The following is a 21,417-nucleotide window of genomic DNA, read 5'->3' as shown; positions in this document are numbered from 1 at the left end:
TCAAGAGAGTAAGCACATGGCCAACTCCAACGTCGCCCACGATTCTCATCACGACGGGCACGACGATCATCACGGTCACCAGCAGGGCTTCATCGACCGGTGGTTCTTCTCCACGAACCACAAGGACATCGGTACCCTCTACCTGATCTTCAGCTTCATCATGTTCATCATCGGCGCGGGCATGTCGGTGATCATCCGTGCCGAGCTGATGGTGCCGGGCCTGCAGTGGGTCAGCCCCGAGTTCTTCAACCAGATGACCACGGTGCATGCGCTGGTCATGATCTTCGGCGGCGTGATGCCGGCCTTCGTCGGCCTGGCCAACTGGATGATCCCGCTGCAGGTCGGCGCGCCGGACATGGCGCTGCCGCGCATGAACAACTGGTCCTTCTGGATCATGCCGTTCGCCTTCACGCTGCTGCTGATGTCGCTGTTCCTGCCGGGCGGCGCGCCTGCCGGCGGCTGGACGCTGTACCCGCCGCTGTCGCTGCAGGGCGGCTACAACGTCGCGTTCACCATCTTCGCGATCCACATGATGGGCGTCAGCTCGATCATGGGCGCCATCAACATCATCGCCACCGTGCTGAACATGCGCGCGCCGGGCATCGACCTGCTGAAGATGCCGATCTTCTGCTGGACCTGGCTGATCACCGCGTTCCTGCTGATCGCGGTGATGCCGGTGCTCGCCGGCGCCGTGACCATGCTGCTGACCGACAAGTTCTTCGGCACCAGCTTCTTCAACGCGGCCGGCGGCGGCGACCCGGTGATGTACCAGCACATCTTCTGGTTCTTCGGTCACCCCGAGGTCTACATCATGATCCTGCCGGCGTTCGGCGTAGTGTCGGAAATCATCCCGACCTTCAGCCGCAAGCCGCTGTTCGGCTACCAGGCCATGGTGTACGCGACCGCCTCGATCGCGTTCCTGTCGTTCATCGTGTGGGCGCACCACATGTTCACGGTCGGCATGCCGCTGGGCGGCGAGATCTACTTCATGTTCGCCACCATGCTGATCGCGATCCCGACCGGCGTGAAGGTGTTCAACTGGGTCAGCACGATGTGGAAGGGCTCGCTGTCCTTCGAGACGCCGATGCTGTGGGCCGTGGGCTTCGTCATCCTGTTCACCATCGGCGGCTTCTCCGGCCTGATGCTGGCCATCGTGCCGGCCGACTTCCAGTACCACGACACCTACTTCGTGGTGGCGCACTTCCACTACGTGCTGGTGACCGGCGCGCTGTTCTCCATCATCGCCGCCACCTACTACTGGTGGCCGAAGTGGACCGGCCGCATGTACAACGAGTTCTGGGGCAAGTTCCATTTCTGGTGGACGATCGTGTTCGTCAACCTGCTGTTCTTCCCGCAGCACTTCCTGGGCCTGGCCGGCATGCCGCGCCGCATCCCGGACTACAACCCGGTGTTCGCGGACTGGAACTTCATCAGCTCGATCGGCGCGTTCGGCATGTTCGCCACGCCGTTCATCATGGCGGCGATCCTGTGGTCCTCGCTGCGCAGCGGCAAGAAGGCCGAGGCGCGCGCCTGGGAAAACGCGAAGGGCCTGGAGTGGACCGTGCCGTCGCCGGCACCGCACCACACCTTCACCACGCCGCCGGTCATCAAGGACGGCGACCTGGCGCACGGCGACGTGACGCACTGAGACGCCTGAGCCCGGTCGCATGAACGCCCCCGCCTTCACCCCCGAAGAGCTCGCACGCCGCCGCAAGGCGGTGCTGCGGACCGCGTGGGTGATCGGTGGCATCGCCTTCGCGATCTTCGTGGCCTTCATCGGCCGCGCGGTGCTGAGCGCATGACGGCCGCCACGTCCAACTCGGCGGGCCTGTTCAAGCTGGTGGGCGTGGCGCTGGCCGTGTTCGTGCTGACGTTCTCGCTGGTGCCGCTGTACCGCATCGCCTGCGAGAAGGTGTTCGGCATCCGCCTGGAGCAGGGCCCCGGCCAGGCCGCGGCGGTCGCCGCCGCCAAGGCCAAGCGCACCGTCACCGTGCAGTTCGATGGCGGCGTGAATTCCAAGCTGCCGTGGGCGTTCCATCCGGAGCAGCTGACCATGCAGGTCGTGCCCGGCGAGCTCTACGAAGCCAAGTATTTCGCCCGCAACGAAAGCGAGCGCGCCGTGGTCGGCAGCGCGGTGCCGTCGGTCGCGCCGGCGCGCGCGTCGGGCTACTTCACCAAGACCGAGTGCTTCTGCTTCACCGCCCAGACGCTGCAGCCCGGCGAGAGCCGCGACATGCCGGTCCGCTTCATCGTGGACCAGGACCTGCCGGCGGAAGTGAAGACGATCACCCTGTCGTATACCTTCTTCAAGAACGACGCCCTGACCGCGCAGATCGGCACGGGCACGGCGTCGCCTTCGCCGCTCGCGGCACCCTGATCACGCCTTAGCAACCGGAAGCATCGCCATGGCAAACGCCCCATCGCCAGACGCCAACATCTACTTCGTGCCGCACAGCTCCAAGTGGCCGTTCGTGGGCTCCATCGCCATGTTCATCACGATGGTGGGCGTGGCCAGCTGGCTCAACGACATCTCGTGGGGCATGTGGACGTTCTACGCCGGCGTCGCTGGCCTGTGCGCCACGCTGTTCATGTGGTTCGGCGACGTGATCCGCGAGTCGGTGAGCGGCCAGTACAACCGCCAGGTGGACGTGTCGTTCCGCATGGGCATGGTGTGGTTCATCTTCTCGGAAGTGATGTTCTTCGCCGCGTTCTTCGGCGCGCTGTTCTACGCGCGCACGCTGTCGCTGCCGTGGCTCGGCGGCGAAGGCGACGGCGTGATGACCAACAGCCTGCTGTGGGAAGGCTTCTCGGCCGCATGGCCGAGCGCGGGCCCGGGCCAGGTGGGCGGCCAGTTCCAGACCATCCCGGCGTGGGGCCTGCCGCTGCTCAACACGCTGATCCTGCTGACCTCGGGCGTGACCATCACCATCGCGCACCATGCGCTGAAGGCCGGCAACCGCAGCCAGCTGCTCGTCTGGCTGGGCGCGACCGTGTTGCTGGGCTGCGTGTTCCTGTTCTTCCAGGCCGAGGAATACATCCACGCCTACAAGGAACTGAACCTGACGCTGGGCTCGGGCATCTACGGCTCCACGTTCTTCATGCTGACCGGTTTCCATGGCCTGCACGTGACGCTGGGTACGCTGATGCTGGCGATCATCTGGTTCCGCTGCGCCAAGGGCCATTTCACCAAGGACGACCACTTCGGCTTCGAGGCCGTCGCGTGGTACTGGCACTTCGTCGATGTGGTGTGGCTGGGCCTGTTCCTGTTCGTCTACGTGCTGTAAGCGCAGGCGACACCGCAACGAAGAAAGGGCCGGCAATGCCGGCCCTTTCCTTTTGCCCGGTTGGCGCGGCGCTCCGCGCGCGGGACAATGCGGGCTCAGCCCCGGTTGATGCCGTGCGGCTGGATCCAGCCCATCTTGATGGCCAGCACCACCAGCAGGATCAGCCCCACGGACAGTGCGATGCGGCGGGTCAGCGCGTTCACCGTGCGCTTGCTCTCGCCCTTGTCGACCAGCATGTAGTACAGGCCTGCGCCCAGGTTCCACACGATGAGGATGAGGAAGGCGATGATCAGCAGGGTTTTCAGCGAATCGTTCATGGCGTCCTCGACGGGAGCTCGGCGGTGAGGCGCGCATTATCGCGCCATCCGCAGGGCTGGGCGGGTGCGACATTCGGACGCAGCCCGTGAGCCGGCGCATGCCGCTGCCGGTCGGCTGGACTCTCGCGGTGCTCGCCATGTCGCTGTTCGGCAGCCTGGGCGCCTGGCAGTGGGGCCGGGCCGAACAGAAGGAAGCGATGCTGGCGGAGACCGCACGCGTGCTGGCCGAGCGCCAGGCGCAGCCGCTGGGGTTGGCCGCGGACAAGGCGCGATCGCAGGCCTACGACTGGGCGGCGGGCGAGGGTGAATTCCTGCCCGCGCCGGCGATCCTGCTCGACAACCAGACGCGTGATCGCCAGCCTGGCATACGTGTTTACCGTGTCTTCCAGCCCAATGCGGGAGCGCCGCTGCTGCTGGAGCTGGGCTGGCTGCCGGTGCCGGGGGATCGCGTGATGCCGGCCGTGGCGCCGCTGTCGGGCCAGCATCGCGTGGCGGGCCTGCTGGTGCCGCCGCCGTCCGAAGGCATCGCAAAGGCGCCACCGACGGCGCAGGCGGACGGCAGCCTCTTGGTGATCGCGCTGCAGCGGGACGAGATCGCACAGGCACTGGGCCTGTCTTCGCTGGCACCGCGCGTGCTGAAGCTGGACCCTGACTTGCCGCTGGGCTATGCCCGCGACCTCGACATCCTGCCCAATACGCTGCCGCCGGAGCGGCACGTGGGCTACGCGGTGCAGTGGTTCGGGCTGGCGGGTGCGGTGTTCGTCACGGCGCTGGTGCTGACCTGGCGCAGCCGGCGCCGGACGCGGCAGGGGCAATGATCGCCCGGGCGTGAGAAAATGCGCCCATGGACTCAAAACCATTCGATCCCGCCCAGCGGCGTCGCGGGCGGTGGATGCTCGTCGGCCTGTTCGCCCTGTTCTTCGGCACCGTGTTCGGTGCCGGCCTCCTGCGCTTCTCCGGCTGGCAGCCGGCCGGCCACAAGAACCACGGACTGATGTTGCAACCCCCCGCGGATGCGCGCGACCTCGCGCCGTCGCTCGCCGGAGGCGGCACCTACGACTGGAAGCCGGCCGAACGTCGCTGGCGCATCGTCGCCGCACCCGCGCCGGGCTGCGCGCAGGCCTGCACGAAGCTGGCGACCGACCTCGATACCGTGTGGCAGTTGTTCGGCCATAACGCCACCGACGTCGACATCCTGTGGATCGGCGACTATCCGAAGGACGCGCCGCGGCATTCGGCGCTGCGCCTGGTGCGCGCCGACGATCCGCTGCGCGCGCGCCTGCCGCAGGTGGACGACGCGGCCGGTACGCCGGTCTACGTGATCGATCCCCACGGCTTCATCATCCTGCGCTATGCCCCGGGCTTCGATCCCGGCCATCTGCGCACCGATGTCGCCAAGCTGATCAAGCTCATCTGAGCCACCGCCAGAAGTACGGATGATGATGAACGTTGTTGCGCGCCCCGTGATCTATCGGCACTTCCACCGCATCGCCTGGCTGGCGGTCGCGCTGACGCTGTGCGTCGTCGTGTTCGGCGCCTTCGTGCGCCTGTCCGATGCCGGCCTCAGCTGCCCCGACTGGCCGACCTGCTACGGCCGCGCGGCATGGCCGAAGGCGGTCGATGAGGCGGCCTCGCATGTCGCCAGCGAGATCCGTCCGTTCGAGACGCACAAGGCCTGGCGCGAGCAGGTGCACCGCCACCTCGCCGCGTCGCTGGGCGTGCTGGTGCTGGTGCTGGCACTGCTCGCCGCGCGTCGCCGGCGCTGGGGCATTGCGCAGATCCTGGTCGCCGCCGGTCTCGTGGGCGCGGCGATTCCGCTCTACATGCACGGCGAGCATGTGGAAGCGTCGGTGCTCGCGATCCTGGGCGAAGCAGTGCTGCTGTTCGCCGCGTTGCGCTGGTCGAACATCGATCTCGCGCGCGCTGGCGCATTGACGCTGGCGGTGATCATCTTCCAGGCGCTGCTCGGCATGTGGACGGTGACGTGGCTGCTGAAGCCGATCGTGGTGATGGGCCACCTGCTCGGTGGCCTGACCACGTTCTCGCTGCTGGTGTGGATGGCGTGGCGCGCCACCGACCGGCCGATCACGCTGGCCGATGCGACCGTGCTGCGCCGCTGGCTGATCGGCGCGCTGGTGTTGCTCGGCATCCAGATCGCGCTCGGCGGCTGGGTCAGCGCGAACTACGCGGCGCTGGCCTGCGGTCTCGACTTCCCGACATGTGTCGGCCAGTGGGCGCCGCCGGCGGACTTCAGCGAGGCGTTCGTGCTGTGGCGTGGCATCGGCGTGGACTACGAAGGCGGCGTGCTCGACGGCGCGGCGCGCATCGCGATCCAGCTGACCCACCGCGTCATGGCGGTGGTGGTGTCGCTCTACGTGCTGGCGCTGGCGCTGCGCCTGTTCCGCACGCCGGGCATGCGCAGCTGGTCGCTGACGCTGATCGTGCTGATCGTCGCGCAAGTCACGCTGGGCATCCTCAACGTCAAGCTCAACCTGCCGCTGCCGGTCGCCGTCGCGCACAACGCCGGCGCGGTGCTGCTGCTGTTCACCCTGGTCTCGCTGACCGCCCGCCTGCGCAGGCCCGACTGATGGCCTCGACGTTCCGCCAGTACTGGGACCTCACCAAGCCGCGCGTGGTGGCGCTGATCGTGTTCACCGCGATCGTCGGCATGTTCCTCGCCATCGACGGCCTGCCGGACGGCGCGGAGCTGCTGCGCGGCGCGCTCGGCTTCCTCGGCATCTGGCTGGCCGCCTCCAGCGCCGCCGCGATCAACCAGCTGCTGGATGCGCGCATCGACGCCAAGATGGCGCGCACCTCGTGGCGTCCGCTGGTGCAGGGCCAGGTGAAGCCCTGGCAGGCGCTGGTGTTCGCGCTGGTGCTGGCGGCGCTGTCGATGGGCATCCTGGTGCTGTGGGTCAACACGATCACCGCGATCCTGACGTTCGCCTCGCTGATCGGCTACGCTGTGATCTACACCGTGTTCCTGAAGCGGGCCACGCCGCAGAACATCGTCATCGGGGGCATCGCCGGTGCGGCGCCGCCGCTGCTGGGCTGGGCTACAATGACCGGCATGCAGGGCGAGTGGGACTGGCCGCATGCGCTGCTGCTGGTGCTCATCATCTTCGTGTGGACGCCGCCGCATTTCTGGGCGCTGGCGATCTTCCGCCGCGAGGACTACGCGCGCGCGCTGGTGCCGATGCTGCCGGTGACGCATGGCGTGATCTACACGCGCTGGCAGATCCTGTTCTACACCGTGCTGCTGGTCGAAGTGACGGTGCTGCCGGTGGTGTTCGGCATGAGCGGCTTCTTCTACCTGGGCGGCGCGCTGGTGCTGGGCGCGGTGTTCCTCTGGTACGCATGGCGGCTGCTGGATCCGCCGGACGAGTTCTTCTCGATGCGCGTGTTCAACTACTCCATCGTCTACCTGATGGCGCTGTTCGCCTTCCTGCTGGTCGACCACTGGGTGATGCCGCTGCTGCGGCCCGCTGCGTCCGCGGCCGGTATCGAGTTCGTGCCGGCGGGATGAAAACCCTGTAGGAGCGACGTCAGTCGCGACCGCACGCCACCAACATGCATTGCAGTGGCGATGTGCTTGGTCTCTCAGCGTCCGTTATCAGCATCCGAGGTCCACGCAATTCCCTTCGCGCGGTCGCGACTGACGTCGCTCCTACAAGGGCTTGGCTGCGCTCGGCTTGCCCAACTGCTCCACCACCACAGGCTCCAGCGATTTCAATCCTGCCTTGCGGCCCAGCTCCAGCGCTTCCTCGCGCGGGATACCCCGCGCCGCCGCGTCCAGTGCCAGCAGCGCACCGACGCGGTTGCCGGAGGCGCAGTGCAGCAGCACATCGCCGTCCTGCGCCCTCAGCAGCTCGCCCAGTGCCTTCGCGTTGGCCGGCGTGACGTCGTCCTTGCCGGTGATCGGCAGGGCGATGTAGGTCAGGCCCAGGCGGCGGGCTTCGGCGGCTTCATCATAGCCGCGGTCTTCCTGCGCGCCGCGCAGGTCGATCACCGTGCGCACACCCTCGGATTTCAGCCGGGCGAGATCGTCCTGCGACGGCTGGCCGCCGCTATGGAGGCCGGGCTGGGGCTGGGTGAAGTCGGTGGCATGTGCGGCAAACGATGCGCAGCCCACCAGCAAGGTCGATAGCAGAAAGGCGAAACGGTTCATGACGGACTCCTCAGTGGCGGCCGATGCGGGCCTGCAGCAGGGTGCGCAGTTCGTACTTGTCGGTTTCGTCCAGGCCCATGCTGCGCTGCTTGGCCTGCAGTTCGTCCAGCCGCTGCTGCAGCATCTGCTTTTCCAGCTGCACGGCGGCATCGAGCATTTCTTGGCGCCAGCTGTCCTCGTCGCCGGGCAGGTCCTGCATCGCCAGCTTCTGCAGCGCGGCGGCCTCGTCGCGTTCGGCGAAATGTTCCAGCAGGACGCCGGTGGTGATGTCCGGGCGCGCGTGCACCAGGTCGATCAGCTCCAGCAGCAGCTCCATGCCGGCCAGCCGCAGCGCGGAAAAACCGTGCGTCGATTCGATGGCCAGCGCCAGCGCTGGCTTGTGCAGCAGGCGCACGATGATGCTGCGGACCAGGCTGGGTTTGGTGTGTCCCGCCTGCGACGACGTCGCGCGACGCGTGGGCGCGGGCGGCGCGGCGGGGGCCGTGTTCGCAGTGCCGGCGCCGACGCCGGTGATCTCGGTCAGGCGCTGGCGCATCAGGTCGCCGAACGCGCCGTCGGGAATCTGTGCGAGCAGCGGGCGCGCACGCTCGGCCAGGCGCGCCTTGCCGTCGAGCGTCGACAGCTTAATGTCCTTGGCCAGTTCGTCGAAGAAGAACTGCGACAGCGGCATCGCCTGCTGCAGGCGCGCGTCGAACCCGGCCGCGCCTTCCTGCCGCACGATGGTGTCGGGATCTTCGCCGTCAGGCAGGAACAGAAAGAACGCCTGCCGCCCGTCCTTCATGCGCGGCAGCACCGACTCGAGCGCGCGCCAGGCGGCGCGCTGGCCGGCGGCATCGCCGTCGAAGCAGAAGTAGACATCGGGTGCGTTGCGGAACAGCAGCTCGGCGTGTTCCGGCGTGGTCGCCGTGCCCAGTGTGGCGACCGCTTCCTTCACGCCGAACTGGAACAGCGAGACCACGTCCATGTAGCCCTCGACGACGACCAGCCGCGCGATCTTCTGGTTGGCCTGCTTCACCTGCCACAGGCCGTACAGCTCGCGGCCCTTGTGGAACAGCGCGGTCTCGGGCGAGTTGAGGTACTTCGGGCCGTCGTCCTTCTGCAGTACGCGGCCGCCGAAGGCGATCACCCGGCCGCGCCGGTCGTGGATGGGGAACATCACCCGGTCGCGGAACTTGTCGTAGACATGGCCGCGGTCGTTCTTGGAGAACAGGCCGGCGCGGTCCAGCAGCTTCATCCGCCGCTCGTCCGTGCCCAGCGCATCCTTAAGGGCCGAGAACCCGTCCGGCGCGTAGCCGATCATGAACTGCGTGCGGATCGCCGCATCCACGCCGCGGCCATCCAGGTAGACCTTCGCCTTGTCGCTGCCGTCCAGGTTGCGCTGGAAGAAACGCGCCGCCGCTTCCAGGGCATTGAACAGGTCTTTGGTGTCGTTGTTCTCGTTGCGCTGCTGCGTTTCGCGCGGCACGTCCATGCCGGTGCGGCGCGCTAGCTCTTCCACCGCGTCGAGGAACTCGAGGCGGTCGTAGTTCATCAGGAACGATAGCGCCGTGCCGTGCGCGCCGCAGCCGAAGCAGTGGTAGAACTGTTTGGTCGGCGACACCGTGAACGACGGCGAGCGTTCATCGTGGAACGGGCAGCAGGCCGAGTATTCCTTGCCCTGCCGCTTCAGCGGCACGCGCCCGCCCACCACCTCGACGATATCCGTCCGGGCGAGCAGTTCGTCGATGAAGGCGTCGGGGATGCGGGCCATGGGACGCATAGGATGCCATGCGGGCCACGGAGCCGCCGCGCTACCATGCGGCCATGTCCGTTCATGTCCCTTCCGACGATGTCCTGCTGGCGAAGCTGCGCGAGGTGGTCGGCCGTGCGCACGTGCTGACGGGCGAGCGCGCGACGCGGCGCTACCGCAAGGGCTACCGCTTCGGCGACGGCCCGGTGCTGGCGGTGGCGTGTCCCGGCACGCTGCTGGAACTGTGGCGGGTGCTGCAGGCCACGGTGGAGGCGGGACGGATCGTGCTGATGCAGGCCGCGAACACCGGCCTGACGGGGGGCTCCACCCCGGATGGCGAAGGCTACGACCGCGGCATCGTGCTGGTCAGCACGCGGCGCCTCATCGGTGTGCAACTGCTGGACGGCGGGCGCCAGGTCGTCTGCCTGCCGGGCGCGACCCTGGACGTGCTGGAGAAGCGGCTCGCGCCGCTGGGACGCGAACCGCATTCGGTCATCGGCTCCTCGTGCATCGGCGCGTCCGTGCTGGGCGGCGTCTGCAACAGCTCCGGCGGCGCGCTGGTGCGGCGCGGGCCGGCCTATACCGAGCTGGCGCTGTACGCGCAGCTGGATGGCGACGGCGTGCTGCGGCTGGTGAACCACCTCGGCATCGCGCTGGGCGACACGCCGGACGAGATCCTGTCGCGGTTGCAGGCCGCCGATTACGGCGCGGACGACGTCGCACACGATCCGGCGCAAGCGGCGTCGGATCCGCACTATGCCGACCACGTGCGCCAGGTAGACGCGCCTACGCCCGCGCGCTACAACGCCGACCCGTCGCGCCTGCACGAGGCCTCGGGTTGCGCGGGACGTTTGGCGGTGTTCGCCGTGCGCCTGGATACGTTCGAAAAGGAGGATGCCTCGGTTTTCTATATCGGCAGCAACGATCCGGACGATCTCACCGGGGTGCGCCGCCATCTGCTGACTGCGTTCGAGCGCCTGCCGATCGCGGGCGAATACCTGCATCGCGACGCGTTCGACATCGGCGACCGCTACGGCAAGGACACGTTCCTGCTGATCGACCGCTTCGGCACCGACAAAGTGCCGGCGGCGTTCGCGCTGAAGAGCCGCATGGATGGCTGGTGCGAGCGGTTCGGCCTGCCGGGACTGGCGGACCGTGCGCTGCAGTCGCTGACCGCGTTGCTGCCGGATCACCTGCCGCCGCGGCTGCGCGCGTACCGCGACCGCTACGAGCACCATCTGCTGCTGAAGGTGTCGACCCGCGATGCGGAGGTGACCCGCGCCTTCCTCGACAGCTTCTTCGATGACCGCGACGGTGGGTTCTTCGCCTGCGATGCGGACGAGGGGCGCAAGGCCTTCCTGCTGCGCTTCGCGGTCGCCGGTGCCGCGGTGCGCTATCGCGCCGTGCATGCAGCGCAGGTGCAGGACATCGTGGCCCTGGACATCGCCCTGCGCCGCGACGACCGTGCCTGGGTGGAGACGTTGCCGGCCGAGATCGCCACGACGATGGTAGCGCGGCTCTACTACGGGCACTTCTTCTGCCACGTGTTCCACCAGGATTACATCGTGAGGAAGGGTGTCGATCCGCTGGCGGTGGAGCATCGGCTGTGGGACCTGCTCGATGCGCGTGGTGCCGAGTATCCCGCCGAGCACAACGTCGGCCATCTCTATCGCGCCAAGCCGGCGCTGGCCGCGTTCTATCGCGCGCTCGATCCCACCAATACGTTCAATCCGGGGATCGGCCAGACGTCGAAGTGCCATCACTGGGCGGAGGCTGCACCGCCGCCAGATCCTCGGAAGGCGTAGGCGACAGCGGCCGCCGCACGTGCAGGCGCTCGTCGATCACGGCCGTGATCAGCGCTCCGACGAAGAACACCACGCTGGCGTAGTAGATCCACACCAGCAGCAGCACCAGCGCGCCCATCGAGCCGTAGGCACTGCCTGGCGCGGCTTCCGCCAGATACAGGCCGATGAGGTAACGGCCCGCGGCGAACAGCAACGCCGTGATGGCGCCACCGAGGAAGGCCTGCTTCCACGCCACGCGCCGGTCCGGCAGGTAGTGGTAGAAGAACGCGAAGGCGAGCGCGTACAGCAGCAGGGTGGTCGTATAGCCCAGCGCAGGCAGCAGCGACGGCAGCCGCGCGAACACCACCTGCAGGGCGGTGGTGGCGACCATCGACACGACCAGCAGGAAGCCGATGGCCAGCACGACGCCGAGCGAGAACACGCGCTTCTTCAGCCAGGCCATCACGCCGTTGAGCCGCTGCGCATCCGTGCGGAAGATCAGGTTGAGCGCGCCCTGCAGCTGCGCGAACACCACCGTCGCACCGATGAAGAGCAGGGCGGTGCTCCACCATCCGGCCAGCGAGCCGACGTCGGGACGATCGCTGGCGTTGCGGATGACAGTTTCGGCGACCGTGCCGGCACTGCGGCCGGCGAGCTGCTGGATCTGGTCGAGCAGCGATTGTTGCGCCGGCGGATAGAGCGACGCGGTCAGCCACAGCAGCAGGATCAACAGCGGCGCCAGCGACAGCAGTGCATAGAAGGACAGCGACGCCGCCTGCGTCATCAGGTCGGTTTCCACGAAGCGCCGCACCAGCGCCGCCGGAAGGCTGCGGCTGGCGCGTTCGCCTGCGATGCGCGCCCGTGCGCGCAGGGTGCTGAAGCGGGCTCGACGATCCATGCGCCGAGCGTGCCAAGGATGGCGTCAGCAGTTCGTTACGACGACGTGGTCATGCTGTTCACGCATCTGCGCGCGCGAGCGCCTGCAGCGCATCGGCGGTGACGCGTTGCACGGTCCATTCGTCCAGGCCCACGGCGCCGAGGCTGCGGTAAAGACGGAGGGCGGGCGCATTCCAGTCCAGCACCGACCACTCGAAGCGGCCGCAGCCGCGCGCCACGGCCAGCTGCGCCAGATGCACCATCAGCCGCTTGCCGATTCCCAGTCCGCGATGGCGGGGCAGCACGAACAGGTCTTCCAGATACAGGCCGGGCTGGCCGAGGAAGGTCGAGAACGAGTGGAAGAACAGCGCGAAGCCGGCGGGTACGCCGTCAACTTCCGCGATGACGACCTCGGCGGCAGGACGCTCACCGAACAGGTGGGTTTCCAGCAGCGCCGGCGTGGCGACGGCTTCGTGGGCGAGCTTTTCGTACTCGGCCAGGCCACGGATGAAATCGAGAATCTGCGGAATGTCGGCGCGGGTGGCCGGGCGCAGGGTGATGGCGGGGGTGTCCATGGCGCGAGGATGCCACGGATCAGGCACGGCGCCGGAGTGTATCCGGCGCCGCGTGGCGGGCTCAGCCCGCGAGCTTCTTCTTGATCAGCGCGGAGACCTGGCCCATGTCGGCCTGGCCGGCGAGGCGCGGCTTCAGCACGCCCATCAGCTTGCCCATGTCGGCCGGGCCGGTGGCACCGGTCTCGGCCACGGCGGCTTCGATGGCGGCCAGGATCTCGGCCTCGCCCAGCTTGGCCGGCAGGTAGGTGTCGATGACGACCAGTTCGGCGCGCTCGATGGCGGCCAGGTCCTCGCGGTTGGCGGCCTCGAACTGGCTCACCGAGTCCTTGCGCTGCTTGACCATCTTTTCCAGCACGGCCAGCACGGCGGCGTCGTCCAGCTCGATGCGCTCGTCGACTTCCCGCTGCTTGATGGCGGCGTTGATCAGGCGGATGACCGCCAGGCGGTCCTTCTCGCCGGCCTTCATGGCGGTCTTCATGTCATCGGTGAGCTGCTGTTTCAGGGACATGGTGGGCTCCGGGGGAACAAGGGTGGGCGTGGCACAGGTCGTGAGACGCCAAAAACACAAAAAGCCGGCGACGCTCGCGCGTGCCGGCTTCGTGCGAAGCGACGCGGCTCAGTACAGGCGCTGGCGCTTGGTGACGTCGCGCGAGCTGCGACGCAGCTGACGCTTCACCGCAGCAGCAGCCTTGCGCTTGCGCTCTTGGGTCGGCTTCTCGTAGAACTCGCGCTTGCGGGTTTCGGCCAGGACGCCGGCCTTTTCGCAGGTGCGCTTGAAGCGACGCAGCGCAAACTCAAACGGCTCGTTTTCGCGGACTTTGACGCTGGGCATACGTAATCTCGGTGAAGTAAACGGCCCGGTCAGACCGGGTGAGCCGCGTATTATAGCGGCAGTCTCCGGCGCTGCAACCCACCCCCGGCGTGTCCCCGGCTTGTCCCCGCCCTCCAGGAACCCCAGATCCCCGTCATGAAAGTCCTCGGCATCGAAACCAGCTGCGACGAGACCGGCGTGGCGGTCTATGACACCGGCCTGTCCGGCGCCGCCGGCCTGCGCGCCCATGCGGTCTACAGCCAGATCGCCCTGCACGCCGAATACGGCGGGGTGGTGCCCGAACTGGCCAGCCGAGACCACGTCCGCAAGCTGCTGCCGCTGATCCGCCAGACCCTGGCCGAGGCGGAGCTGACCACTGACGACCTGGATGGCGTGGCTTACACCGCCGGCCCGGGGCTGGTCGGTGCCCTGCTGGTCGGCGCCGGCGTGGCCCGGTCGCTGGCCTGGGCGCTGGACGTGCCCGCCGTGGCGGTCCACCACATGGAGGGCCATCTGCTGGCGCCACTGATGGAAGACGATCCGCCGGACGCGCCCTTCGTGGCCCTGCTGGTGTCCGGTGGCCACACTCAACTGGTGGCCGTGGAGGCCATCGGCCGCTACCGCCTGCTCGGCGAGACGCTGGACGACGCCGCCGGCGAGGCCTTCGACAAGACCGCCAAGATGATGGGCCTGCCGTACCCCGGCGGCCCGCAGCTGGCCGCATTGGCCGAGAAGGGCACGCCCGGCCGGTTCAAGTTCGCCCGGCCCATGACCGACCGGCCTGGCCTGGATTTCAGTTTCAGCGGCCTGAAGACGCAGGTGCTGCTGGCCTGGCGCGACAGCGACCAGTCGGAGCAGACCCGGGCCGACATCGCGCGCGGGTTCGAGGATGCGGTGGTCGATACGCTGGCCATCAAGTGCGAGCGCGCGCTGGACGAAGCCGGCAGCGATGTCATCGTCATCGCCGGTGGCGTGGGCGCCAACAAGCGGCTGCGCGCGAAGCTGCAGGACATGGCGGCGAAGCGCGGCGGCCGTGCCTGCTTCCCGCGGCCTTCGCTATGCACCGACAACGGCGCGATGATCGCCTTCGCCGGTGCATTGCGGCTGGAAGCGGGACAGCACGAGACGGCGGAGGTGAAGGTCACGCCACGCTGGGACATGGCGTCGCTGCCTGAGGTCGCCGTGGTCGATTCACCGTAGCGGGCCGGCAAATTCCGTTCAGGTTCAAGGCGATGCCGGTAGGGTGCCTGCTCCGCCAACCGACGTGCCTCCCTGCGCAATGCAGGACGACCAGGCGCGCATGAACGCCTCAAGGGGTAACGGAATGACCGAACACCTGGACGCCCTGCGCATGAATCTTGCGCCGTATCCATGGGCTTACACCGTCGTTGTCGCCAGCGCGCTCGTGCTGCTGGCATGGACGGCGAACTGGCTCACCAAGCGCGTATTGCTGCGTGGCCTGCGCCGATTGCTGGCCACGCTGCCGGTGGGACAGGGCGATCATCAGGTGCGCCTGCGCGTCATTCCGCGTCTTGCCAATGTCGTACCCGCCGTGGTGCTCGCGGCCGGCGTCGCGTTCGTTCCCGACCTGCCGCCGTTGCTGGTGGCGGTCGTCCGCAACGTCTGCTTCGCCTTCATCATCCTGACGGTGGCGCTGGCCATCGCCGCCGCGCTCGACCTGGCCAATGAGGTCTACCAGCGGCGGCCCGATGCGGCCGACAAACCGATCAAGGGCTACCTGCAGCTGCTGAAGATCATCGTGTTCGTCATTGCGGCAGTGCTGATGGTCGCCGCGTTGATCGACCGCTCGCCGGTGATCCTGCTGTCCGGCCTGGGCGCGATGATGGCCGTGCTGATCCTGGTGTTCCAGGACACGCTGCTGTCGCTGGTGGCCAGCGTGACCATCAGTTCCAACGACATGGTGCGGGTGGGCGACTGGATCGAGATGCCCAGCCAGAACGCCGACGGCGACGTCATCGATATCGCCCTGCACACGGTGAAGGTGCAGAACTGGGACAAGACCATCACCACGATCCCCACCAAGAAGCTGATCAGCGACTCGTTCAAGAACTGGCGCGGCATGAGCGAATCCGGCGGCCGGCGCATCAAGCGCGCGCTGTACCTGGACCAGAACAGCGTGCGATTCCTGTGTGGCGAGGAGCAGGCGCGGTTGCGCCGGTTCCGCCTGCTGGGCGACTACCTGCAGCGCAAGGACGGCGAGCTGGACGCGTGGAATGCGCGCCTGGCCGACCACGGCCGCGAGCCGGTCAACCAGCGCCGCATCACCAACCTGGGCACGTTCCGCGCGTACGTGGAGGCCTACCTGCGCGCGCACGGGGACATCCACGACGGCATGACGCTGCTGGTGCGCCAGCTGCCACCTGGCCCGACCGGGCTGCCGCTGGAGATCTACTGCTTCACCCGCACCGTGGCATGGGGGCCGTACGAAGCCATCCAGTCCGACCTCTTCGACCACCTGCTGGCGATCCTGCCGGAGTTCGGGTTGCAGGTGTTCCAGCAGCCGGGCGGTGCCGACGTGCGCCGGCTTCAGGCCCTGCCGAGTGCCGCTCTTGCGGTCACCGGATGAGCAGGTACGACGATTCCGCGTACCATTCCCGCTCCCGAATCCCGAGCCCCACATGGACATCGTTTTCATCGAAGACCTGCGCATCGAGACCGTCATCGGCATCTACGACTGGGAGCGCGGAATCCGCCAGACCGTGGCGCTCGACGTGGAGATGGCGTTCGACAACCGCGTGCCGGCCGCGAGCGACGACATTGCTCACACGTTGGACTACAAGGCGGTGTCGAAGCGGCTGATCGCCTTCGTCGAGGAGGCTAACTTCGGGCTGGTCGAGACGCTCGCCGAGCGCTGCGCCGAGATCATCCGCGAGGACTTCGGCGTGGCCTGGGTGCGACTGAAGCTCAGCAAGCCTGGCGCCGTCACTGGTGCGCGCAATGTCGGCGTGCTGATCGAACGCGGCGTGCGCCCGGCCTGACGCCATGGGAATGGCCTATCTCAGCCTGGGCAGCAACGTCGAGCCCGAACGGCATCTGCGCGCCGCGGTCATGGCGCTGCGCGAACGCTTCGGCGACGTGCTGCTGTCGCCGGTCTATCGCACGCGCTCGGTCGGTTTCGACGGCACCGATTTCCTGAATTCCGCCGCCGTGATCGACAGCGACCTGGATCCGCTCGCGTTGAACGACTGGCTGCATGCGCTGGAAGACGCGCACGGCCGCGACCGCAGCGGCCCGCGGTTCTCGGACCGCACGCTCGACATCGACATCGTGTTCTACGACGACCGGGTGATGCAGGGGCCGGGCAACCTGCGCCTGCCGCGCGACGAATTGAAGCACGCGTTCGTGCTGCTGCCGCTGGCCGACATCGCACCCAACATGGTCGATCCGCGCAGTGGCCTGCGGCTGGATGCGCTGTGGCAGGCGCATCCCGATCGCGATGCGCCACCGGAAGCCGTGGCGATCGATTTCGGCTGAGCGGGATCAGCCGATCCCGCGTCCGCCGTCCACGCGGATCACCTGGCCGGTGACGTAAGCCGCCGCATCGCCCAGCAGCCAGGCCACCGTGCCGGCGATATCGTCGGGCTCGCCGACGCGCCCGAGCGGTGTCTGCGCCAATAGGCCGGCCTGCACGTCCGCATCGATGCCGCCGTCGGGCCACAGGATGGCGCCGGGCGACACCGCGTTCACCCGCACGTCGGGCGCCAGCGAGACCGCCAGTCCGCGCGACACCGCGAGCAGGGCGGCCTTCGATGCCGCGTACACCGCAAGATCCGCGCGTGGTGTGTCGGCGTAGATATCCGCGATGTTGACGATGGCGCCGCGCGCGGCGCGCAGGTGCGATGCGGCCGCCTGCGCCAGGAAGAAGGGAGCACGGGCATTGACCGCGAACAGCTCCTCCCACTGCGCCGGTGTAGCGCTGCCTGCGGGCGTGGGATAGAACGCCGATGCGTTGTTGACCAGCGCATCCAGGCGACCGAAGTGGCCGACGGTCTTCGCCACCAGCTCCGGCAGCCGGTCGAAGACCGCGAGGTCGGCCTGCAGCGCCAGCGTGCTGCCCGCACGCGCGGCTTCCAGTTCGTCGACCAGCGACTGCATGTCGCCCGCCGAGCCGCGGTAGTGCAGCGCCAGGTCGTTGCCCTCGGCGTGCAGCCTGCGCGCGATCGCCGCGCCGATGCGGCGGGCAGCGCCGGTGATCAGGACGACACGGCGCGGCGTGGACATGGCGGACTCCGGGACATGAGCCCGCATTGTCCCTGCTTTGCACCGAAATGGCGCACGCCGACGTCAAAAAGGTGAGTCGACGTGCACGGCGTGCGGATGCTTGACGGCGCGCACACGCACCGTGCATGTTGCGACGCATCAGCCCTCGCCGGATGTGCCGGCCGGGGACAGCAGGAAGGCGAATGGACTGGGCGAAGTACCGCACCACGACCTTTGACGAACTGATCCAGGCCGATGGACGGCCCCGACCGGCCGCGCGTCGCCTGGTCGAATACCTTGCGGGCCTGTCTGGCCGCGAACTCGCCGAACGGCAACTCGCCGCCGACGTGGTGGCGCGCGTGCAGGGCATCACCTTCACCGTGTATTCCGACGGCCGCAACGTCGACCGCACACTGCCGTTCGACCTGATCCCGCGCATCATTCCGCTCAGCGAATGGCAGCGCACCGAAGCCGGCCTGAAGCAGCGCATGCGCGCGCTCAACCTGTTCATCGGCGACATCTACGGCAGGCAGCAGATCGTCAAGGACAAGGTGTTCCCGGCGATGCTGCTGAAGGATTCGGTGAACTTCCGCGCGCAGTGCGTGGGCGTCACCCCGCCGCTGGGCGTGTGGGCGCACATCTGTGGTTCCGACCTGGTGCGCGATGGCGACGGCACGCTCTACGCACTGGAAGACAACCTGCGCATCCCCAGCGGCGTCAGCTACATGCTGGAAAACCGCATGGTGGCCAAGCGCGTGTTCCCGGAACTGTTCGAGACCAGCTCGATCCTGCCGGTGGACGAGTACCCCAGCCAGCTGTACGACACGCTCGCCGCGCTGTCGCCGCGTCCCGGCGACACGCCGGTGATCGCGCTGCTGACGCCGGGCGTGTTCAACAGCGCGTACTTCGAGCACGCCTACTTGGCGCAGGCGATGGGCATCGAACTGGTCGAAGGCAGCGACCTGTTCGTCGCCGACGACGACTGCACCTACATGCGCACGGTCTACGGACCCAAGCGCGTCGATGTCGTCTACCGCCGCGTCGACGACCTGTTCATCGACCCCGAGGTGTTCCATCCGGATTCCGTGCTGGGCGTGCCCGGCCTGATCCGCAGCTGGCGCGCCGGCAAGGTGGCGCTGGCCAACGCGCCGGGCGCTGGCGTCGCCGACGACAAGGTCGTGTTCGCCTACGTGCCGAAGATGATCAGGTACTACCTTGACGAGGATCCCATCCTGCCCAACGTGCCGAGCTACCTCTGCCACAACGCGAAGGAGCGCAAGTACGTGCTGGAGAACATCGAAAAGCTGGTGGTGAAGCCGGCCAACGAATCCGGCGGCTACGGCATGCTGATCGGGCCGCGCTCGACCAGGCGTCAGCGCGAGAAGTTCAAGGCGCTGATCGAAGCGAATCCGCGCAACTACATGGCGCAGCCGACGCTGGCGTTGTCCACCGCGCCCATCGTCACCAAGCAGGGGCCGTCGCCGCGCCACATCGACCTGCGTCCGTTCGTGCTGTCGCGCCAGGACACGTATGTGACCACCGGCGGCCTGACGCGCGTGGCGATGGTGAGGGGCTCGCTGGTGGTCAATTCGTCGCAGGGCGGCGGTGCCAAGGATACGTGGGTGGTCGACCTGTCCGACGACGAGGGAGCGGCCTGATGCTCTCGCGCGTCGCCGACAACCTCTACTGGTTCAGCCGCTACGTGCGGCGTGCCGAGAACACCGCCCGCCTGGTCGGCGTGGGCAGCCAGCTGCAGCTCGACATGCCGCGGTCGGTGCGGTTCGCGTGGCGGCCGATGATCGATACGGTCGGTGCCGGCGAGTGCTTCGAACAGTGCTATCCGGCCACGGCGGAGGCCGCCGGCGACACGGACGTGATCCGCTTCCTGCTGCTGGACGAGCGCAACCCCTCGTCGCTGCGCACGTCGGTCGATTCGGCCCGCGAGATCCTGCGCAGCATCCGCGATACGCTGCCGCAGGACGTATGGGAGGCGATCAACGACCTGCACCTCTACATCGGCGCGCAGGGCGAGCGCAGCCTCAGCAGGCGTTACCGGCTGGAGTTCCTGCAACGCATCGTCGACGGTTGCCTGAAGGTATCGGGGCTGTTGAGCGCCAACGTCAGCCGCGACATCGGCTACCAGTTCCTGCGCCTGGGCACCGCCCTGGAGCAGGCCGACATGACGACGCGCATCATGGATGCCGGTGCATCGGGACTGGTGACGCCGCGCAACGAGGACGACCGCGAGGCGTTCCAGAACATGCAGTGGATGAGCGTGCTGCGCTCGCTGGCCGGCTACCAGATGTTCCGCCGGCACGTGCGCCAGCGCGTCACCGCCGAACTGGCGCTGCGCTTCCTGTTACAGAACAACGAGTTCCCGCGCAGCGTGCACTTCTGCCTGTCGCGCATGCAGAGCGTGCTGCCCACGATGCCGCCACGGCCCGGCGTGGACCGCCACCTCAACCGGGTGATCGGCCTGACCCGCAACGCTGATCCTGCCGTCCTCGCGACACGCAATCCCGCGCAGTTCATGGACGAGATCCAGGTACACCTGGGTGCGCTGCACGATGCGATCGCGGAAGGGTACTTCCACGGTTGAGGCCCGCTCTTCTGTAGGAGCGACGTCAGTCGCGACCGCGCGGCCGACACGTCCAACGACCCGCATCGCGAGCACAACATGCCGTCGCAGATGGTGCGCATGATGGCGGCGCCATGATTCGTCAGGGGTACGGTCGCGACTGACGTCGCTCCTACAGAAAGCGGGACGGTTACTGCTGCCCTTGCGCGTCGCCGGGATCCTGCCGCGACGGGGCGCGACGGGGCGGCATCACCGGCAGCGGGCCGGCCGATGGTTCGGCCTCGCGTTGCGGTTCCCACGGGAACCTCGGCAGGCTGTGTACGGCGGCTTCCAGCCTGCGCGACCACGTGTCGTGGATCTCGGCATACAGCGGCGTGTCCGCCTCAAGCCGCATCCGCTGGCTGACCTTCAGATCGCCATTGCGCAGCAGCGCCATGTCCACCGGCATGCCGACCGACAGGTTGGAACGGATGGTGGAATCCAGCGACACCAGCGCGCAGCGCGCGGCGTCTTCCAGCGGGGTCTCGGGGCGGATGATGCGGTCCAGGATCGGCTTGCCGTACTTGGATTCGCCGATCTGAAGATAGGGCGTTTCCGGCGAGGTCGCGATGCAGTTGCCGAGCGGGTACACCATATACAGGCCCGGGCGCTCGCCGGCGATCTGCCCGCCCAGGATCAGCGTGGACTGGACGTTGACGCCACTCTGCTGCGCTTCGTCGCTCATCTTCACCTGGCTGGCGACCAGCGTGTCGCCGACGTATTCCGCCACTTCGTACAGGTGCGAGAACGTGCGCAGGCTGTGCTTCGCATTCGGATCGTCGGCATCGCGCTGCAGCCGCGAGATGGTCAGTTGCGTAGTGGCCAGGTTGCCGGCCGACATGATGACGAACACGCGGTCGCCGGGCCATTCGAACACGTGCATCTTGCGGTACACGCGCACATCGTCGAAGGAAGCGCTGGTGCGGGTATCCGCGGCGAAGACCAGGCCTTCGTTGACTTCGATGCCGACGCAATAGGTCATGGCGTGTCCGCTGCTGCTGTGCATCACGATTCTATGCGTGGCCTCCGGGGTTG

The 21,417-nt window shown here is 67.7% G+C and carries 24 protein-coding genes; 15 read left to right on the top strand and 9 right to left on the bottom strand.

Translation table 11 applies throughout. The features are described from left to right. The first annotated feature begins 16 nt into the window (after nt 1-16). Genes ctaD through AC04MD_RS13825 form a run of 4 tightly spaced genes read left to right on the top strand, consistent with a single transcriptional unit; the run spans nt 17 to nt 3,284 of the window. Complete coding sequence (gene ctaD, locus AC04MD_RS13840) at nt 17-1,648, top strand: cytochrome c oxidase subunit I (RefSeq protein ID WP_475497858.1); 1,632 nt, start codon at nt 17-19, stop codon at nt 1,646-1,648. A gap of 19 nt (nt 1,649-1,667) precedes the next feature. Further along, nucleotides 1,668-1,802: a hypothetical protein gene (locus tag AC04MD_RS13835; RefSeq protein WP_475497857.1), complete on the top strand. Its 135-nt coding sequence runs from the start codon at nt 1,668-1,670 to the stop codon at nt 1,800-1,802. After that, nucleotides 1,799-2,377 (top strand): cytochrome c oxidase assembly protein, encoded by a 579-nt coding sequence (locus tag AC04MD_RS13830; RefSeq protein WP_475497856.1) that lies wholly within the window; start codon nt 1,799-1,801, stop codon nt 2,375-2,377. The genes AC04MD_RS13835 and AC04MD_RS13830 overlap by 4 nt, the downstream gene beginning before the upstream one ends. A gap of 28 nt (nt 2,378-2,405) precedes the next feature. Continuing rightward, nucleotides 2,406-3,284: a cytochrome c oxidase subunit 3 gene (locus AC04MD_RS13825; protein WP_475497855.1), complete on the top strand. Its 879-nt coding sequence runs from the start codon at nt 2,406-2,408 to the stop codon at nt 3,282-3,284. Nucleotides 3,285-3,379: 95 nt separating this feature from the next. On the opposite strand, the gene AC04MD_RS13820 is transcribed toward AC04MD_RS13825, so the two are convergent. Beyond that, nucleotides 3,380-3,601, bottom strand: a complete 222-nt coding sequence (locus AC04MD_RS13820) for a twin transmembrane helix small protein (RefSeq protein ID WP_192274268.1) — start codon at nt 3,599-3,601, stop codon at nt 3,380-3,382. A gap of 86 nt (nt 3,602-3,687) precedes the next feature. Between AC04MD_RS13820 and AC04MD_RS13815 the strand changes: the two genes are divergently transcribed. The 4 genes from AC04MD_RS13815 to cyoE are packed head-to-tail and all read left to right on the top strand — an operon-like array spanning nt 3,688 to nt 7,127. Beyond that, nucleotides 3,688-4,419: an SURF1 family protein gene (locus tag AC04MD_RS13815; protein ID WP_475497854.1), complete on the top strand. Its 732-nt coding sequence runs from the start codon at nt 3,688-3,690 to the stop codon at nt 4,417-4,419. A gap of 26 nt (nt 4,420-4,445) precedes the next feature. Continuing rightward, entirely contained in the window at nt 4,446-5,018 is a 573-nt protein-coding gene (locus AC04MD_RS13810; protein WP_475497853.1) for a hypothetical protein, read from the top strand. Nucleotides 5,019-5,043: 25 nt separating this feature from the next. Next, the gene (locus tag AC04MD_RS13805; RefSeq protein WP_475498167.1) at nt 5,044-6,189 is read left to right on the top strand and encodes a COX15/CtaA family protein; all 1,146 of its coding nucleotides are present in this window, start codon (nt 5,044-5,046) and stop codon (nt 6,187-6,189) included. After that, nucleotides 6,189-7,127, top strand: a complete 939-nt coding sequence (cyoE, locus tag AC04MD_RS13800) for a heme o synthase (RefSeq protein WP_475497852.1) — start codon at nt 6,189-6,191, stop codon at nt 7,125-7,127. The genes AC04MD_RS13805 and cyoE overlap by 1 nt, the downstream gene beginning before the upstream one ends. A 141-nt stretch (nt 7,128-7,268) precedes the next feature. Here the strand turns inward: cyoE and AC04MD_RS13795 are convergent, their stop codons facing one another. Next, entirely contained in the window at nt 7,269-7,769 is a 501-nt protein-coding gene (locus AC04MD_RS13795) for a protein tyrosine phosphatase family protein (RefSeq protein ID WP_475497851.1), read from the bottom strand. Nucleotides 7,770-7,779: 10 nt separating this feature from the next. Then, complete coding sequence (gene dnaG / locus AC04MD_RS13790; protein ID WP_475497850.1) at nt 7,780-9,519, bottom strand: DNA primase; 1,740 nt, start codon at nt 9,517-9,519, stop codon at nt 7,780-7,782. 53 nt (nt 9,520-9,572) lie between these two features. On the opposite strand from dnaG, the gene dld reads away from it, so the two are divergent. Next, nucleotides 9,573-11,303, top strand: a complete 1,731-nt coding sequence (dld, locus tag AC04MD_RS13785; protein ID WP_475497849.1) for a D-lactate dehydrogenase — start codon at nt 9,573-9,575, stop codon at nt 11,301-11,303. On the opposite strand, the gene AC04MD_RS13780 is transcribed toward dld, so the two are convergent. The 4 genes from AC04MD_RS13780 to rpsU all read right to left on the bottom strand — a co-directional run bounded on the left by AC04MD_RS13780 (nt 11,224) and on the right by rpsU (nt 13,565). Continuing rightward, nucleotides 11,224-12,180: a YihY/virulence factor BrkB family protein gene (locus AC04MD_RS13780; RefSeq protein ID WP_475497848.1), complete on the bottom strand. Its 957-nt coding sequence runs from the start codon at nt 12,178-12,180 to the stop codon at nt 11,224-11,226. The genes dld and AC04MD_RS13780 overlap by 80 nt on opposite strands. Nucleotides 12,181-12,238: 58 nt before the next feature. Beyond that, nucleotides 12,239-12,733 (bottom strand): N-acetyltransferase family protein, encoded by a 495-nt coding sequence (locus AC04MD_RS13775; RefSeq protein WP_475497847.1) that lies wholly within the window; start codon nt 12,731-12,733, stop codon nt 12,239-12,241. A 61-nt stretch (nt 12,734-12,794) separates the two neighbouring features. Then, nucleotides 12,795-13,241 carry a GatB/YqeY domain-containing protein gene (locus AC04MD_RS13770; protein WP_475497846.1) on the bottom strand — a complete coding sequence of 149 codons (447 nt, stop codon included), beginning with the start codon at nt 13,239-13,241 and terminating at the stop codon, nt 12,795-12,797. 108 nt (nt 13,242-13,349) lie between these two features. After that, nucleotides 13,350-13,565 (bottom strand): 30S ribosomal protein S21, encoded by a 216-nt coding sequence (rpsU, locus tag AC04MD_RS13765; protein ID WP_002808376.1) that lies wholly within the window; start codon nt 13,563-13,565, stop codon nt 13,350-13,352. 135 nt (nt 13,566-13,700) lie between these two features. Here rpsU and tsaD point away from each other — a divergent pair, with 135 nt between their 5' ends. The 4 genes from tsaD to folK all read left to right on the top strand — a co-directional run bounded on the left by tsaD (nt 13,701) and on the right by folK (nt 17,039). Then, complete coding sequence (tsaD, locus tag AC04MD_RS13760) at nt 13,701-14,744, top strand: tRNA (adenosine(37)-N6)-threonylcarbamoyltransferase complex transferase subunit TsaD (protein ID WP_475497845.1); 1,044 nt, start codon at nt 13,701-13,703, stop codon at nt 14,742-14,744. A 124-nt stretch (nt 14,745-14,868) separates the two neighbouring features. Beyond that, entirely contained in the window at nt 14,869-16,131 is a 1,263-nt protein-coding gene (locus AC04MD_RS13755; protein WP_475497844.1) for a mechanosensitive ion channel family protein, read from the top strand. Nucleotides 16,132-16,183: 52 nt separating this feature from the next. Next, the gene (gene folB, locus AC04MD_RS13750) at nt 16,184-16,543 is read left to right on the top strand and encodes a dihydroneopterin aldolase (protein WP_475497843.1); all 360 of its coding nucleotides are present in this window, start codon (nt 16,184-16,186) and stop codon (nt 16,541-16,543) included. Nucleotides 16,544-16,547: 4 nt separating this feature from the next. Next, nucleotides 16,548-17,039, top strand: a complete 492-nt coding sequence (gene folK / locus AC04MD_RS13745) for a 2-amino-4-hydroxy-6-hydroxymethyldihydropteridine diphosphokinase (RefSeq protein ID WP_475497842.1) — start codon at nt 16,548-16,550, stop codon at nt 17,037-17,039. Between the two features lie 6 nt (nt 17,040-17,045). Here the strand turns inward: folK and AC04MD_RS13740 are convergent, their stop codons facing one another. Then, a complete protein-coding gene (locus tag AC04MD_RS13740) occupies nt 17,046-17,786 on the bottom strand; it encodes a pteridine reductase (protein ID WP_475497841.1) in 741 nt (246 codons plus the stop codon). A gap of 182 nt (nt 17,787-17,968) precedes the next feature. Between AC04MD_RS13740 and AC04MD_RS13735 the strand changes: the two genes are divergently transcribed. Then, a complete protein-coding gene (locus tag AC04MD_RS13735; protein ID WP_475497840.1) occupies nt 17,969-19,423 on the top strand; it encodes a circularly permuted type 2 ATP-grasp protein in 1,455 nt (484 codons plus the stop codon). Beyond that, on the top strand, nt 19,423-20,364 hold the full coding sequence (locus AC04MD_RS13730; protein ID WP_475497839.1) for an alpha-E domain-containing protein: 942 nt from the start codon (nt 19,423-19,425) through the stop codon (nt 20,362-20,364). The genes AC04MD_RS13735 and AC04MD_RS13730 overlap by 1 nt, the downstream gene beginning before the upstream one ends. Nucleotides 20,365-20,533: 169 nt before the next feature. On the opposite strand, the gene AC04MD_RS13725 is transcribed toward AC04MD_RS13730, so the two are convergent. Next, nucleotides 20,534-21,364 carry a proteasome-type protease gene (locus AC04MD_RS13725; RefSeq protein WP_475497838.1) on the bottom strand — a complete coding sequence of 277 codons (831 nt, stop codon included), beginning with the start codon at nt 21,362-21,364 and terminating at the stop codon, nt 20,534-20,536. Nucleotides 21,365-21,417 lie beyond the last annotated feature (53 nt).

This window comes from Pseudoxanthomonas sp. LjRoot206 (assembly GCF_056175725.1).
This window is presented reverse-complemented; position numbering and strand designations above follow the sequence as displayed.

Coding starts and splice junctions, on each gene's coding strand:
- ctaD (WP_475497858.1), top strand. CDS start 17: ATGGCCAACTCCAACGTCGCCCACGATTCTCATCACGACGGGCACGAC.
- AC04MD_RS13835 (WP_475497857.1), top strand. CDS start 1,668: ATGAACGCCCCCGCCTTCACCCCCGAAGAGCTCGCACGCCGCCGCAAG.
- AC04MD_RS13830 (WP_475497856.1), top strand. CDS start 1,799: ATGACGGCCGCCACGTCCAACTCGGCGGGCCTGTTCAAGCTGGTGGGC.
- AC04MD_RS13825 (WP_475497855.1), top strand. CDS start 2,406: ATGGCAAACGCCCCATCGCCAGACGCCAACATCTACTTCGTGCCGCAC.
- AC04MD_RS13820 (WP_192274268.1), bottom strand. CDS start 3,601: ATGAACGATTCGCTGAAAACCCTGCTGATCATCGCCTTCCTCATCCTC.
- AC04MD_RS13810 (WP_475497853.1), top strand. CDS start 4,446: ATGGACTCAAAACCATTCGATCCCGCCCAGCGGCGTCGCGGGCGGTGG.
- AC04MD_RS13805 (WP_475498167.1), top strand. CDS start 5,044: ATGAACGTTGTTGCGCGCCCCGTGATCTATCGGCACTTCCACCGCATC.
- cyoE (WP_475497852.1), top strand. CDS start 6,189: ATGGCCTCGACGTTCCGCCAGTACTGGGACCTCACCAAGCCGCGCGTG.
- AC04MD_RS13795 (WP_475497851.1), bottom strand. CDS start 7,769: ATGAACCGTTTCGCCTTTCTGCTATCGACCTTGCTGGTGGGCTGCGCA.
- dnaG (WP_475497850.1), bottom strand. CDS start 9,519: ATGGCCCGCATCCCCGACGCCTTCATCGACGAACTGCTCGCCCGGACG.
- dld (WP_475497849.1), top strand. CDS start 9,573: ATGTCCGTTCATGTCCCTTCCGACGATGTCCTGCTGGCGAAGCTGCGC.
- AC04MD_RS13780 (WP_475497848.1), bottom strand. CDS start 12,180: ATGGATCGTCGAGCCCGCTTCAGCACCCTGCGCGCACGGGCGCGCATC.
- AC04MD_RS13775 (WP_475497847.1), bottom strand. CDS start 12,733: ATGGACACCCCCGCCATCACCCTGCGCCCGGCCACCCGCGCCGACATT.
- AC04MD_RS13770 (WP_475497846.1), bottom strand. CDS start 13,241: ATGTCCCTGAAACAGCAGCTCACCGATGACATGAAGACCGCCATGAAG.
- rpsU (WP_002808376.1), bottom strand. CDS start 13,565: ATGCCCAGCGTCAAAGTCCGCGAAAACGAGCCGTTTGAGTTTGCGCTG.
- tsaD (WP_475497845.1), top strand. CDS start 13,701: ATGAAAGTCCTCGGCATCGAAACCAGCTGCGACGAGACCGGCGTGGCG.
- AC04MD_RS13755 (WP_475497844.1), top strand. CDS start 14,869: ATGACCGAACACCTGGACGCCCTGCGCATGAATCTTGCGCCGTATCCA.
- folB (WP_475497843.1), top strand. CDS start 16,184: ATGGACATCGTTTTCATCGAAGACCTGCGCATCGAGACCGTCATCGGC.
- folK (WP_475497842.1), top strand. CDS start 16,548: ATGGGAATGGCCTATCTCAGCCTGGGCAGCAACGTCGAGCCCGAACGG.
- AC04MD_RS13740 (WP_475497841.1), bottom strand. CDS start 17,786: ATGTCCACGCCGCGCCGTGTCGTCCTGATCACCGGCGCTGCCCGCCGC.
- AC04MD_RS13735 (WP_475497840.1), top strand. CDS start 17,969: ATGGACTGGGCGAAGTACCGCACCACGACCTTTGACGAACTGATCCAG.
- AC04MD_RS13730 (WP_475497839.1), top strand. CDS start 19,423: ATGCTCTCGCGCGTCGCCGACAACCTCTACTGGTTCAGCCGCTACGTG.
- AC04MD_RS13725 (WP_475497838.1), bottom strand. CDS start 21,364: ATGACCTATTGCGTCGGCATCGAAGTCAACGAAGGCCTGGTCTTCGCC.